The 13,378-nt window shown below is 68.7% G+C and carries 11 protein-coding genes; 10 read left to right on the top strand and 1 reads right to left on the bottom strand.

Translation table 11 applies throughout. The features are described from left to right. The first annotated feature begins 5 nt into the window (after positions 1 to 5). The 6 genes from sctS to P0D73_RS21360 all read left to right on the top strand — a co-directional run bounded on the left by sctS (position 6) and on the right by P0D73_RS21360 (position 4,065). A complete protein-coding gene (sctS, locus tag P0D73_RS21385; protein ID WP_132381797.1) occupies positions 6 to 269 on the top strand; it encodes a type III secretion system export apparatus subunit SctS in 264 nt (87 codons plus the stop codon). Between the two features lie 49 nt (positions 270 to 318). Next, entirely contained in the window at positions 319 to 1,353 is a 1,035-nt protein-coding gene (locus tag P0D73_RS21380; protein ID WP_408432759.1) for a hypothetical protein, read from the top strand. A 157-nt stretch (positions 1,354 to 1,510) separates the two neighbouring features. Beyond that, the gene (locus tag P0D73_RS21375) at positions 1,511 to 2,797 is read left to right on the top strand and encodes a type III secretion protein (RefSeq protein WP_408177799.1); all 1,287 of its coding nucleotides are present in this window, start codon (positions 1,511 to 1,513) and stop codon (positions 2,795 to 2,797) included. 51 nt (positions 2,798 to 2,848) lie between these two features. Further along, positions 2,849 to 3,097 (top strand): type III secretion protein, encoded by a 249-nt coding sequence (locus P0D73_RS21370; RefSeq protein WP_408177798.1) that lies wholly within the window; start codon positions 2,849 to 2,851, stop codon positions 3,095 to 3,097. A gap of 155 nt (positions 3,098 to 3,252) precedes the next feature. Further along, positions 3,253 to 3,420, top strand: a complete 168-nt coding sequence (locus tag P0D73_RS21365; protein ID WP_162831287.1) for a hypothetical protein — start codon at positions 3,253 to 3,255, stop codon at positions 3,418 to 3,420. A gap of 189 nt (positions 3,421 to 3,609) precedes the next feature. Beyond that, the gene (locus P0D73_RS21360) at positions 3,610 to 4,065 is read left to right on the top strand and encodes a CesT family type III secretion system chaperone (protein ID WP_132381789.1); all 456 of its coding nucleotides are present in this window, start codon (positions 3,610 to 3,612) and stop codon (positions 4,063 to 4,065) included. Positions 4,066 to 4,205: 140 nt separating this feature from the next. On the opposite strand, the gene P0D73_RS21355 is transcribed toward P0D73_RS21360, so the two are convergent. Beyond that, entirely contained in the window at positions 4,206 to 4,688 is a 483-nt protein-coding gene (locus P0D73_RS21355; protein WP_408177797.1) for a hypothetical protein, read from the bottom strand. Positions 4,689 to 5,011: 323 nt separating this feature from the next. On the opposite strand from P0D73_RS21355, the gene P0D73_RS21350 reads away from it, so the two are divergent. The 4 genes from P0D73_RS21350 to P0D73_RS21335 all read left to right on the top strand — a co-directional run bounded on the left by P0D73_RS21350 (position 5,012) and on the right by P0D73_RS21335 (position 13,378). Further along, the gene (locus P0D73_RS21350; protein WP_408177796.1) at positions 5,012 to 5,635 is read left to right on the top strand and encodes a GNAT family N-acetyltransferase; all 624 of its coding nucleotides are present in this window, start codon (positions 5,012 to 5,014) and stop codon (positions 5,633 to 5,635) included. Between the two features lie 186 nt (positions 5,636 to 5,821). Further along, a complete protein-coding gene (locus tag P0D73_RS21345) occupies positions 5,822 to 8,986 on the top strand; it encodes an ATP-binding protein (protein WP_408177795.1) in 3,165 nt (1,054 codons plus the stop codon). Between the two features lie 81 nt (positions 8,987 to 9,067). Continuing rightward, the gene (locus tag P0D73_RS21340; protein WP_408177794.1) at positions 9,068 to 12,355 is read left to right on the top strand and encodes an autotransporter; all 3,288 of its coding nucleotides are present in this window, start codon (positions 9,068 to 9,070) and stop codon (positions 12,353 to 12,355) included. A gap of 102 nt (positions 12,356 to 12,457) precedes the next feature. Continuing rightward, positions 12,458 to 13,378: a LysR family transcriptional regulator gene (locus P0D73_RS21335; RefSeq protein ID WP_132381779.1), complete on the top strand. Its 921-nt coding sequence runs from the start codon at positions 12,458 to 12,460 to the stop codon at positions 13,376 to 13,378.

Here is a 13,378-nt window from a genome sequence, read left to right as displayed (position 1 = left end):
ACCAGATGGAAATCGATTCGCTAATCCGCTTCACCACCGAAGGCATGCTGCTGTGCCTGACCGTGTCGCTGCCCGCGGTGATCGTCGCGGCCGTGGTCGGTCTCGGCGTGTCGTTCCTGCAGGCGATCACGTCGATGCAGGATCAGACCTTGTCGCACGCGGTCAAGCTGATCGCGGTGACGGTGGTGATCGTGGTCGCCGCGCCGCTCTCGTGCGCGGCGATCCTGCACTTCGCCAACGAGTTGATGCAGGCGGCCGTGCCGCTCTGAAGCGGCGCAGGTCGGCCGTTGAACCGGGCCACTTTGCGAGGCGCGCGACATGAGCCGAATCTCCCATCAGGGCAGCGACACAGCGGCGGCCCACGCGCAGCGCACGGCCGAGGCGCAGCAGAAATCGGCCAACGCGCAAGGCGCGCGTAACGGCGCGCAATTCGCGGCGCTGTATCGCGGCACCACCAATTTCACCTATGGCGGCGACGCGCAACGCGGACCCTCGGTGAGTTCGGTGCGCGCGAAGCGCATGGCCGACCAGTTGGCGCGCAAACGACGCGCCGCCAAGAAACAGCGCAGCAACGGCGCGGGCCTCGACGACGATGGCCCAGACGACGCCGAAGCGCATCACGCGGAAGGCCAGAAGGTCAACCGCGACGGCGGCGGACGCGGGGGCGGCGGCGGTCATTCGCAAGGCGATCACAGCGACGAGCACGGCACGGGCGCGGCGGCCGGGATCAAGGCGCGCGGCGATCGCGGCGCCGTGCCACCGCCGCCGTCCGGCCGGCTCGACGCGGTCGCCGCGCAGTACGCGCAGCCGGGCCAGGAAAGCGCGCGCGCGGCGGCGGTGCGCGACGCATGGCGCAACGACATGCTGAGCTTGCGCGAGCAACTGGCCGCCAATCCGCAGATGCCGCTCGATGCGCGCGTGCTCGAGCAGTCGATCGATCTGCTCAGTGTGCAGCAGCGCATCGGCAGTCTTGCCGCCGCGCAGCCGGGGGCGAGTTCGGGCGTGGCCGCGCTGCGTGAGCGCGCGGGCAGTGCGTCCGGGCAAGCCGTCACGCGTCTGCCGCCGCCCGAGCGAGTGCAGCGTTTCAACCTGCTGTTTCCGTTGCTGTGGCTGCACGCGGATAAGCCGTCGAACGCGGCGCAGCTCGGGCGCTCGATCGATACGTTGTGCGGGCTGCGCGGCGGGGTGCTTGGGCGGGCTTCGGCTTCGGGCGTGTCTGGTGCGTCTGGTGCATCCCGTCGCCTCGCCGCTGAAGCGAGCCCGCACGGCGCCGGCGGCACACCGCCGTCCCCATCCGACGCCCCCGCAAGCCCGCCTGGACCACGCCGCGCCTTTCCAGACAATCGTCGCTAAACGGTTTGCCGCGCGGCTTCGCATCGCATGCGGCGCCTTCGCATCCGTTCGCTGACACGCCACATCGCGCGGCTACATTTAAGGTCGATCGAGCCGGCCTGAGCGCGCAAGCCGCGCGCTTCTCCGGCGCTTCTCCCACCCACCCTGTGCGAGCACGATGAAACTGCTGCGGATACTGACGGGCGTCCACGCGGGAGCGCAATTGCAGCTCACGCCGGGCACGCATCGCGTCGGCGCCGACGACGATGCCGACATCCGCCTCACCGACTGGCGTGGCGCGGATGCGCTGCTGCACGTCGACGCGAGCGGCGTGGTCAGCGCACAGCGCGTCGCCGCAGCGGTGCAGATGGCCGACACCGCGGACGGGCAGGCCGCGCCGCCGGTGGCCGGCGAAGAAGTGGTGCTGCTGGTGGACTTCGTGCCGATGCAGTTCGACGACATGATTCTGTGCGTGGGCGCGGACGATGCCGTGTGGCCGTCCGATCTCGACCTGCTGTCGATGCTGCTGACGCGCCCCGCCGAAGCGCGCTTCGCCGCCGAACGCAAGAAGCGCCGCCGTTATGTGGGCGCGATCGTCGCGTGCTTCGTGCTCGGCATCGTGATCGTCGCGGGTTCGCTGCTGACCACGACGCAGATGAGCCGCGCCGCGCTGCCGCGCAATGCCGACGACCGCGCGCAGCGCGTCAACGAAGGGCTGGCCGCGGCCCATGTGACCGGCTTGCAGGCGCACGCGGTCGGCAACACGGTGGTGGTGACCGGCATGGTCACGAGCCCCGCCGACGACGACGCCGTGCGCAATCTGTTCGCGCGCATTTCGCCGACCGGCATCTCGCGCAACTACGACGTCGCGCAGAACGACGCGCGCAGCATCGAGGATTCGCTCGGCGTGGCGGGCGCGCACGTGCGCTATCTCGGCGACGGCAATTTCGCGGTGACCGGCGCGGTCAGCAGCCGCGCGGATCTCGATGCGGCGCTCGCGCGCGTGCGGGCCGATCTGGATCCGAACGTGAAGAATATCGTGGTGCAGGCCGCGGAAAACTCCAACGTCATGGCGGCCGGCCCAGCGGCGGCGTCGTACTCCGAAATGATTTCCTCCGACGACGTCCGTTACGCGCAAACGCCGGATGGCGTCAAACACATCTACGCGATCGACACGCCGGCGTCGGACGGCGATGCAGCTGTGAATGCGGCTGCGAATGCGAATGCAAATGGCGAAAGCGGCGCGGCGCTTGCGGATGCGAACGCGGCCGGCCATGCCAGTAACACAACCGCCGCGAACACGAACGTGGCAGCGAACAGCAAAACCGCTGCGAGCAACACGCAAAACACCGCCAACGCCTCGATCGTGGACAACGACACCGTCACTCGCAGCGCGGCCAGCGTCGTGCCGCTGCCCAATCCCGCGACACTGCCGCCGGCCCAGCCGCGCGGTCCGTCTAGCTGACCCATCAACGGCACACCGCCACGCTTCAACCAGCACAACCAGGAGATCGACATGTACGAGCAGCTCGAAGCCCACGCCAGCGAATTCAACGACCTGCAGAAGACGCTCGCCGATCCGGCCGGCGCGCCCAAAGTGGAAGCGATCCGCCAGGCGCTCGACGCGACGGCGCAGCGCATCAGCGACAAGCAGGGCGCCACCGACCTCGATCGCAACAATCTGGCGAAGCTGTATCGCGGCTTTCTCGCCGCGTCGCGCGTGATCGCGCGGCTGCAGGAAAAACAGGCCGGCGCGCGCGCCTGAGCGCGACGCAGCGGCTCACCGCATGCCCGGCGCAGCACGCGCGCGGCGCGCGGATAACGCGCTTGCCGCGGCGGCCCGCTCTCAGGAGCGGCCGGCGCGGCGGCAGGTCTCGATGTAGGCCACTCACTCTCTACCCATAGTCACTGGAGGTTCTTATGTCCGTAGGAAGCGCAGGCGGAATGATGGCTGGTCTCACGCAGGAAATGGACCAGATGACGATGATGTCCGCCCAGATGCAAGTTGAACAAAGCATGTATGCATCGGTGGCGAACATCGCGAAGAGCGGCGCAAGCAACGTCAAGGATGCTTCGCGCGGCGGCTAAGCATTGCAGACGCGGGCCGTTCGCCACAGGCGGCGGTCCGCACGCGGCCGGCCCCGTCGCACACGGGGTCCGGCCGTGTTTTTTGCGGCATGCGCGAGAGGCGCGGCGCGGCGTCCGCCGCTCACGAAGCGGACAAAAGAACGCCCGGCCAACCGGGCACCGCGCGCAACCGCCAAGCAAGGGTCGAGAATGAGCAGCGAGCGTTACACCAGCCTGATCATGGATCTCTGCGCGACCGTCGGTCTCGGCGACGCGGACCATGTGCTGCGCACGCGGTCGATCGAGGTCGAGGGCTTCGACGTGCGGCTCGATTACTTCGAGCGCGATCTCGACGCGATGTACGCGAATTTCCATTTCGGCACGGTCACGGCCGGACGCACGCTCGTCGTGTTCCGGCTGATGCTGGAGGCCAACCTGCTGATCTATGCGCAGGACCAGGCGCAACTGGGGCTCGACACCGATACCGGCGGCGTCGTGCTGGTGCTGCGGCTGCCGTTCGCGGACGATCTGAACGGCGAGGCGCTCGCCGATCTGCTCGCGCACTACGCGGAGCACGGGCGCTACTGGCGACAGAACATCGTCGAGTCGAACGACGAGATGTTCGAAGGGATCGCGTCGGGAGAGTTTTTCTGGCTGCGGGCGTGATGCAACGTCGAACGCGACCGATCACGCAACGCCGGAGCAATCACAAGGGCAACTAGCCACGCCACTCACCAGCAACGCAGGCACTGCACCCGCAACACGCTCGCTCGAGGGTCCGCGCCTGGCGGACCTCGTTGCACGCCTCATCCCTTCGATGCTTCTTCCACGTTGCGCGCGCCCTGCTTCAGCAATTCGGCGAGTTGCATGACCGCGGCCTGTTCCAGTTGCAGCAGGCCGCCGACCACGTTCACGCCCGCCGTCGCGACACCGGTGGCGCCGTTCGCGAGTGTCGCCGCGCCTTGCGAGAAAGCGCCGAGGCGTCCGGCTCGCCCCGGCGCGCCGCCAGCGGCTGATTGAGCGGCCGACTGAGCAGCGCCCGGCGCAGCCGTCGTCGCCGAAGTGGCCGCCGACGACACCTTCGCCGCGAACGATGCGCGCGCGCCCTTGCCCGCCGCGGCGCCGCTGCCGTTGCCGGCCAGCGCGCCCAGTTTGTCGTCGGCTTGTGGACCGGCGTGCGGCAAGCCGCCGGCGGGTTTGCCGCCGTCCGCCGGCGACGACGACGGAGCGTTGGAGTCGGAAAGCGGCAGCGTACTGCTCGAACGTCCGATCGATGGGGAATTCGGCATGGTGCGGGGCTCCTGGTGTGAATGTGCGCCGCCAACGCGAAGCACAAGACAAGGACGTCGAACAGGCATCCTGCTCGACCTTACAAGCAGCGTACGAAACCCGCAGTCAGCGTGCGAACTCGCGTGCACCGATGCGAAGCGCGAGCGCTCAGCAGCACGACACCGTAGCCGCCGCACTTGCGTGTTCAGCGGCGGGCCGAGGCCAGCCGCCCGGCCCGCTGCCAGGTCTTCGCGCGCCCTTACGCCGATTCGCGGCGCGTCGTGCGCCGGTCATGCGTCGGCGGCACACTGCCGGGGTTCGTCGCTCACTCGGAATCCGACTCATGCGTTTCACTCCGCTCGACACTCTGGACACGCCGTATCTGCGGCTACGCCCCCTGACCCCCGCCGACGCTCCCGCCCTGTTCGACCAGATGCTGGGCGACGCCGACACGATGCGCGACCTGCCTGTGCTGCGCCACACCGGCGTGAGCCAGACCGAGGAATTCATCGCCGAGGCGCGGCGCGGCTGGGACGACGGCAGCCTGATCCGCTACACGCTCGAATGCAAGGAGACCGGCCGCCTGACCGCGCTGATCGAATTGAAGCCGACGCTGCCGCGCGTGGAGATCGGCGTGATCATCAGCCGGCATGGCGGCGCGCGGCGGCGCCGGGCCGGCGTGCTGGCTTTGCAGGAAGTGATCGACTGGCTGATCGAGCAGCCCGGCGTGTACCGCGTATTCGCGTGCTGCGCCGTGGATGGCGCCGCGCACAGTTCGATGGAGCGGCTCGGCTTCGTACAGGAAGCGCGCCTGACGAATCACGAACCGCGTCCGAACCGTGGCCTCGCCGCCGCCGACAGCTATCTCTACGCGCTCACGCGTCCCGCACCGGTGCCGCCCGAACCGGCCAGCGAAGGCGTCGCGTGGTTGCGCAATACCATGCGATGGAGTCTCGCGGACGCGTGAAGCAAGCGTTTTAACCGTCGACGGCGCACCCTGCATTGAAGAAGTGTCCGCAGTCCAGGCAATTGTTCACTTCTCGGGCGATAATACTTTGGTCTGACGAATAGCCGCAGCGCGGCATTTCGTCATGCATGCCTCGCGAGTATTCCTCGCCGGTGGACCGAAACACTACTACGCCGGAGATTCATCATGTCGCTACCGCGGCTCACTGGTCAGGTGATCGCTTTCTCGCGATTCTGGCTCGCGCGCGACGTGGGCCTGCTGATTTCCGACGGCGCCGTCATCGAACTCGGCGCGCGTCCGTTCGCGATGCTCGCGGCGCTGCTCGACGCACGCGGCCGCGTGGTGTCGAGCGCCGAGTTGCGCGAAATCGTCTGGCCGGGCAGCAATGTCGACGCGAACACGGTGCAGGCGCAAATCTCCGCGATTCGCCGCGCGCTCGACGGCGACCGCGATCTGATCGTCACCGTGGCCGGCCGCGGCTACCGTTTCGCGGGCGAGGTCCGCGTGCTCGAAACGCCGGACACCGGGCTCGATCTCGCGGTGGCGAACGCCGGCAGCATTGCCGCGTCGCTGGCCACCTCGTTCGCCACGACGGTCGCGGCGAGTCCGTTGACCACGGCCGGGTTCCGGTTCGGCGCGCCGGCCCGCGCGTTGTCCGCTGCGACTGCCGCGTCCGCATATAGCGCCGCGTTCGGCGCGTCCGGTTCGGCCTCCACCCGCACCGCGCGCTTCAGCAGCGCGCCGTACAGTCCGTCCGCCGCGGTCGCATCCGTCGCCGGCGCATCGAATCTCGCCGCGGCGGTCGCGCCGGCCGTGTCCGCGTTCCCCGCGCTGATGCCGACCAGCGCGGTCACCTCGCTGCGTTCGCAGATCATCGATCCGTCGCCGTTCATCGGCCGTCATGCGGAATTGTCGGAATTGCTCGCGCTGGTGCCCACGCGCCGCATCGTCACGCTGACGGGCGCCTCGGGCGTCGGCAAAACGCGTCTGGCGATCGAAGCCGCAAGCCACCTCGCGCCGCATTTTCCCGACGGCGACTTCTGCGCGGCGCTCGCCTCGCTCGCGCAACCGGATCGCGTGGCCAACGCGATCGGCGCGGCCGTCGGACTGGAGCCGGCCAGCGAGTTGGCCAGCGCCGCCAATCTGGCCGCGCAGATCGGCGAGCGCCGCATGCTGCTGATCGTCGATCATTGCGATCATCTGAGCGAAGCGGCGGCCAGCCTGATCGACACGCTGGTCGCCAACACGGGCGGCCTGCATGTGATCGCCACCTGCGAGTCGCCGCTCTTCATCGGCGGCGAGACCACCGTGCCGGTGGCCGCGTTGCGCGTGCCGCCCGAGCAGATCGACGGCACGCCCGCCACACTCGACTACGACGCGCTGCGGCTGCTTTTCTCCCGCCTCGCGCGCTGCGTGAAGGCCGCCGCATTGCACGCGCCGCTGCCGGAAGTGAGCGGCATCGCGCCGGCCACGTTCGCGGCGGCGGCGCTGATCTGCCGGCGCGTCGACGGCGTGCCGTTCGCGCTCGAACTGGCGGCCGCGACCATTGCCGGCCAGGTGCGCGCGGGCGTGCCGCCGGAAGAGGCGATCGTGGCCTTCGCGCGCGAACTCGACACCGTCATGACGTATCGCAGCGGCGGTCGCCGCATCGTGCTGCCGCGCGCGGCGATCGTGCACGTGATGCTCGATCTCTCGTACGCGGCGCTCGAAGCGCCCACTCGCACCATGCTGCGCCGGCTCGGCATTTTCGCCACCGCGTTCTCGCACGACGCCGCCTATGAAATGCTCGGCGCGTTCGGCAGCGACTACGGTTTCGGCCCGCCCGAGCCGCATCTGCTGGAACGCCAGCTCCATACGCTGATGGACGCGGGCCTCGTGAATGCCGTCGACTGCGACGGCGCCTTGCGGCTGCGCTTGCCGCCCGCCGTGCGCCGCTTCGCGCTCGACGCGCTGGAGCGCAATCGCGAAAGCGCCGAGGCCGAACTGCATCATGCGCAGTTCGTCGCGCGCGACATGGCGCGCCGGTTCGGCGCGGGCGTCGCCGTAGCCACCGCGCACAGCCGCCACGACATCGACGCGCTGCGCGCCGCGCTCGAATGGGCCGTGTCCGTCGACAAGGTGGAGCTGTGCATCGAGCTGCTCGACAACACCGCGCCGATCTGGGTGGCGCTCGCGCTCGTCGACGAATACATCGGCTGGGTGCGTGCCGTGCTGGCGCGGGTGGACAGCGTGTCGATGCGGCGCATCCGCGACGAAATGCGGCTGCGCGCCGTGCTCGCGCGTGCGTTGATGCTCAGGCGCGGCGCGTCGGCGGAGATCGTCGAGAGCTGGCAGCGCACCTATGAACTCGCCAATATCTGCGCCGACACGCCCTACCGCCTGCGTGCGCTCTTTTGCCTCGTGATGTGCGCGCTCGACGCCGGCGAGATCGAACAATGCCGGCGCCTCGCGAACGAATTCAGCGAGATCGCGCCGGTCGCGCAGAGTGCCGCCGTGAGCATCAACGCGCGGCGCATCGAGGGCATCGTCAAGGCGTACGCGGGCGAATTCGACACCGCGATCCGTTTGCTCGCGCCGGTGGTCGGCCTGAACGACGACACCGCCGACGACATCGACGAAGACCTGAGCCGCGAGGCCAACGCGGTGGCCACCAGTTATGGACTCTCGCTGCATCTCGTGGCGCGCGCGATTCATGCCGTCGCGCTGTGGCTGGTCGGCGAACCGCATCTGACGACACCGCCGCGCGTCACGATCCGCGACCCCGCCGACGAGAGCGAACCGCTCGCGTGCTGCATCGCGCTCGGTCTTGCCTGCGCGCTCGCCGCGCTCGACGACGACATCGCGCTCACCGAGTCGTGCGCCGCGGCGCTGGTCACGCGCGCGCGTGCGGCAGGCGTCAAGCGTTGGCTGCGCCTCGGGCTCGATTTCCAGCTTTGGCTCGAGGCCCGGCGCGGCGACGAGGAAGCCGCGTGGCGCCTGATTGCCGGCGCGTTGAAGCGGATCGCGCGCGAGCGCATCTATGTGCCCGACATCGCGTTCATCGCCACGCTGTTGCCGCGCATTGCGCTGCACGGCAAGCCGGAACTCGCGGTGTCGCTCGGCGCTACCTTGCGCGACGCCGTGAGCCGCAGCGAGCGCACCGGCGAGCTCTGGTACGTGCCCGAGCTGCTGCGTCTGGACGCCATGCTGCGCCTGCGCACCGGCGACGACCCACGCACGGTGCGCGAGTTGCTCGACGACGCGCTGCTGCGCGCGCGTCAGCATGGCGCGCGCCGGCTCGAACTGCGCATCACCGTCGATCTCGAAGCGCTGCACGCTTCGGCCGCCGCGGGGCTGCTTCGCGTGCGGTGACTTCGCTTCGCACGCTGCATGGGGGTGTCACACGCGCTTAATACCGTGGGTTCAACTGCCGCTCGTTGAACGCCACGCGCCATGTCCGACATTCATGCCCTGCCGCCGCACCTGCCCCACACGCCGGACACCGAAGCGGCGCAAACGCCCGCGCAGCGGCCCGGCGGTGCGCCCGCCACGCCGCCCACCGGCACGCCGCAGGCCCGGCCGCTCGTCGATGACACGCTGCTGGGCCGGCTCGGCAACACGCTCTCGCGGACCGGCGCGCGGCTGCGGGCGAGCAAGTTCGACGTCAGCACCGCCTTGTCGCAAACCAGTCAGCACGGCAAGCCGTTCGCGCCGGCCGATTTCACCGCCGACGGCGAGCGTTATGCGGCGAAGCCGGTAGCAGGGTCGAACGCGGCGGGAACGGCGCTGGCCAAGACCGAGCGGCAAAGCCGCCAGGCGTTGGGGAAAACGGCGCGCGCCGCGGATTCTTCCACTTCGAACACCGCGCTTGCGGTGGAGCACGGCAACGAAGCATCGACGGCGATCCCGCTCGATGCCATGACCGGCGAGGCCGCGTTGAGCGAGTACGTGCGCCATCAACTGCCTGGTCCGTCGCACGATCTGCTCGCACAGGCCGAACTTTCGCATCGGCTGAGCGCTTTGGGCGGCTCCGACGCGGCCTTGCCGACCGGCCGGGGCTCGCTCGTCGCCCAGGCGTTGCACGGCGCGAGGATCGGCGACGCACCCAGCGCCAACCACGTGCTCGACGCCCTCGAACATCTCGACTTCGCGCAGATGCACACCGCCCGCTCGAGCACGCCCGCCGAAGCCGGCGCCTGGCAAGTGGCCCGCACGCTGGCGCGCACCGACGCCGGTTTCGAAGCGCTCAGCCAATTGCGCCATCACGGCCAACCCGCCCCCGGCGATGTGTCGACGCAACTCGCGCAACGCATGATGCTGCAAGCCGCCGATGCGCTCGATCCGCCGCTCCACGGCGCAGGCCCGGCGCAGGACCCCGCGCCCGCCGCCGTCGCCGCGCGCGCGGCACCGGCAGCAGGCACGCCGCTCGATGAAACGCCGCTCGCTTGGCAAGCCTACGACGCCGCCTCGACACTGACCACGCAAGGACGCGCGGCACTGAGTGCCGATCAGAAAGGCGCGTTCTTCGCGTGGCGTCAGAATTTCCGCGAGGACGGACGCGGCAGCGACCTGTCGCAAGCCCGCGAGCGTTTGAACAAGTTCTCCGCGAAGACCATCGACCGGGTTGGCGAAAATCGTTGGAAGAGTTTCCTGCCGCGCCTCGCCGGCAAACGCAGCTCGCCGCTCTCGGCGCTGCGCTTCGGCACCCAGGGCGTGCCGCGCAAAACGATCGGCGCCGAACAGGGCAAACTCGACGAGGCCATGCGCGGGGCGCTGGAGCCGCTGCGCGAGCGTCCGGAAATGCGCGCCGCCGCCGCGCTTTCGCACGCGCGTCCGGAGCAGTCGATTGCCGAACTCGCGGCCTTGCATGTGTGGCTCGAGTCGGGCGGCTTTCCGAACGGCCGGATGGATGCCGATCAGTTGCACCAGGTCACCGAACGCGCGCAGCAGATGTGCGCCGAGTTGCAGCCGCGCGATGTCGGCTCACCCGCCACGCTCGATCGCCTGCGCGCCGAAACCACGCGCTGGGCCAACACCGATCCGCACACGCTCGCGCGCAGCAAGCCGTTCAAGTCGATCGCGAAACAACCGTTCAATCTGGAGCGGCTCGCTGCATGGGGTAAGGTCGCCGGGGTGCCCGCCGATTCGCCGTTCTGGACGCAGGTGTCGGCCCTGAAGGATCAGGCGCGCCCGCCCGCCCCGGCCGCCCAGGCCGACAGCGCCGACGCGGTCCGGCAAACGCTCAAGGACGTCGCGCACGATCTGCAATCGAGTTCGCGCTTGCGCCTGACCGATGGCCGCCGCATCGGCGTGAGCACGCGCGGTCTCTCGGCGAATCTAAGCAAGGTGCTGCATGCGGGCGCGGTGCCGATCGCGCCGCGCGTCGATCTGCGCGCGTCGCAAACCCGTGAAGCCGTGGTCGAGTTGAGCCGCGGCACGCATGGCGTCGAGATGTTCGTCGGCACCGCGAAAACCCAGCTGCGGCATGCGGGCGTCGGCGTGCTGGTGGGCTACGACGTCGACGTCGGCTTGACCCAGCTGCGCGCCGGGCTGACCACGCAGGCCGTGCTGCATTCGCAGGAGTTGTCCGAGCCGAGCGGCGTATCGCTGCGGGTGGCGCGGCGTGTCAATCGGAACGGCACCGGCTACGACGACAGCGCGATGCGCGCGAAACTCGAAGGCATCATTGATCATGTGTTCGACGAGACGACCGAGGCGCACGGCGCGAATTCTGGTGGCGCGCGTGGCACCTGGAACCGGCTCGCCGACCATTATTTCGACGACCCCGACGTGTCGATCAGCTGGACCGACTCGGTGGCACGCACCGTCAAGCGCGGCGGGTCCGCCGATGCCGGCGTCTCCGTGACCGTGCCGAAGATCGGCTCGCCGTTTCGCGCGGGCGCGAATATCGGCATCGGCTATGAAAAGACCGCGAAGCAGACGCTCGATTCAAATGAACAAAGCGGCCGCATGCAGATCGAGCAGCATCGGGTGGGCGCGGGCTCGCGTCTGATCGGACGGCTGAGCGGAACCGTCAGCGCCACGAAAGCGGTCGGTGCGCCTGCGTCGAGTGTGGGGGTGGGCCTCGTCTCGCTCGACGCACCCTCGGCGACCATGACCTTCGCCGACGACAGCCACCTCGCCAAAGTGCAACTCGTGCGCGAGGACGGCGCGCTGACGCATCGCGCGTGTCTGCTCGACACCGAGTATTCCAGCGCTGAAACCTACACGCGCGCGCTCGACGCGAGCCGCGACCAGTGGCTCGATCTGTTCACGGAACAGGTGCTCGCCGAGCAGGAAGGCGAACGCCAGGACGCGCGGCTGAATGGCCGTCCCGAACCGCAGCAAACGCCAGCGCGCACGCTCGCGGCGCAACGTCTCGACCGCCATCTCGGCGACGTGAAGGCGAACCGGCGGCCGAATCAGACCTACTTCCACCGCTACCGGCTCAAGCGCGGCGCGGCGAAGCAACTGGACATGCTGGCGGCAATGTCGAAACAGTTGCCGCCCGCCGAGGCCGCCGCGGGGCACGCGCAAATCGACGCGAAGGTGGACAGCATTCTCAACGATCCGGCCTCCTGGATGCCGATCGAACTGAAGGTCAAGGAGCGCACCACCAGCACGCGCAGCCCGGGTTTCAATTTCGCGCTGCAGCTGAATACGCAGACCAGCGCGACGGGCGACCGCGAACTGTTTGCGGAGAGTATTCCGTTTGCGCTGGTGGATCGGCTGGACGGTTAGAGGCGGGACGTGTGGTGAGTGCGGCCGGATCATTGCGGAGCTCAGGAAATCCAGTATCCTGAACATCCTGCTGAACGTATCCGACAGAGCCGGCTCTTCTCCATGAATCTATCTTTTGAAGTCCTGCAGGTGCTCGATGCAATCGATCGAACCGGCACGTTTGCGAACGCCGCCGAAACGCTTCACAAGGTGCCGTCCTCGCTGAGTTATCTGGTTCAGAAACTCGAACTCGATCTCGGCGTCAAGCTGTTCGACCGCACCGGCCGGCGCGCCACGCTGACGCACGCGGGGCGTGTGGTCGTCGAGGAAGGCCGCCGTCTGCTGGAGGCGGCCGAAGCGCTCGAATTCAAGGCGAAGCGAATCCAGCATGGCTGGGAGGCCGATCTGCACATTGCCGTCGACGAGATCATTCCGTTCGATCTGCTCTGGCATCACGTCAGCGAGTTCTACAAGCTCAAGCTGGACACGCGGCTGCATCTGTCGAAAGAAGTGCTGGGCGGCTCGTGGGACGCGCTGCTCACTCGTCGCGCGGACCTGATCGTCGGCGCGGCCGGCGATCCGCCGCCCATTCCCAATCTGATCGCGAAACCGATCGGCTCGCTGCGGCATGTGTTCGTGGTGGCGCCGGATCATCCGCTGGCGTCGATACCCGGACCGCTCACGCTGGACGTCGTCGCGCGCCATCGCGCGGTCGCGATCGGCGATACGTCACGCAAACTCGCGCCGCGCACGATCGCGCTCGCCGTCAATCAGGAAGTGCTCACGGTGCCGACGCTCGAGGCCAAACTCGCCGCGCAGATCAAGGGCCTGGCAGCGGGCACGATTCCAGAATGCCTCGCCGTCGAAGCGCTGAGCCAGGGCGAACTGGTGCAAAAGGAAGTGATCGGCATGCGCGACGTCACGCATTTCTATCTGGCGTGGCGCGACAACGAATGCGGCAAGGCGCTGCAATGGTGGGTCGAGCAGTTGAACCGGCCAGACCTGATCGACGAAGTGGTGCAACAGCGAACGCTGCACGGTTGA

The organism is Paraburkholderia sp. RL18-101-BIB-B (assembly GCF_046026985.1).
Taxonomy (GTDB): Bacteria; Pseudomonadota; Gammaproteobacteria; order Burkholderiales; family Burkholderiaceae; genus Paraburkholderia.
This window is presented reverse-complemented; position numbering and strand designations above follow the sequence as displayed.

What these genes read in the sequence shown, in the direction of transcription:
- sctS (WP_132381797.1), top strand. Translation starts at nt 6, where the DNA reads ATGGAAATCGATTCGCTAATCCGCTTCACCACCGAAGGCATGCTGCTG.
- P0D73_RS21345 (WP_408177795.1), top strand. Translation starts at nt 5,822, where the DNA reads ATGTCGCTACCGCGGCTCACTGGTCAGGTGATCGCTTTCTCGCGATTC.
- P0D73_RS21335 (WP_132381779.1), top strand. Translation starts at nt 12,458, where the DNA reads ATGAATCTATCTTTTGAAGTCCTGCAGGTGCTCGATGCAATCGATCGA.
- P0D73_RS21355 (WP_408177797.1), bottom strand. Translation starts at nt 4,688, where the DNA reads ATGCCGAATTCCCCATCGATCGGACGTTCGAGCAGTACGCTGCCGCTT.
- P0D73_RS21365 (WP_162831287.1), top strand. Translation starts at nt 3,253, where the DNA reads ATGTCCGTAGGAAGCGCAGGCGGAATGATGGCTGGTCTCACGCAGGAA.
- P0D73_RS21375 (WP_408177799.1), top strand. Translation starts at nt 1,511, where the DNA reads ATGAAACTGCTGCGGATACTGACGGGCGTCCACGCGGGAGCGCAATTG.
- P0D73_RS21360 (WP_132381789.1), top strand. Translation starts at nt 3,610, where the DNA reads ATGAGCAGCGAGCGTTACACCAGCCTGATCATGGATCTCTGCGCGACC.
- P0D73_RS21380 (WP_408432759.1), top strand. Translation starts at nt 319, where the DNA reads ATGAGCCGAATCTCCCATCAGGGCAGCGACACAGCGGCGGCCCACGCG.
- P0D73_RS21340 (WP_408177794.1), top strand. Translation starts at nt 9,068, where the DNA reads ATGTCCGACATTCATGCCCTGCCGCCGCACCTGCCCCACACGCCGGAC.
- P0D73_RS21350 (WP_408177796.1), top strand. Translation starts at nt 5,012, where the DNA reads ATGCGTTTCACTCCGCTCGACACTCTGGACACGCCGTATCTGCGGCTA.
- P0D73_RS21370 (WP_408177798.1), top strand. Translation starts at nt 2,849, where the DNA reads ATGTACGAGCAGCTCGAAGCCCACGCCAGCGAATTCAACGACCTGCAG.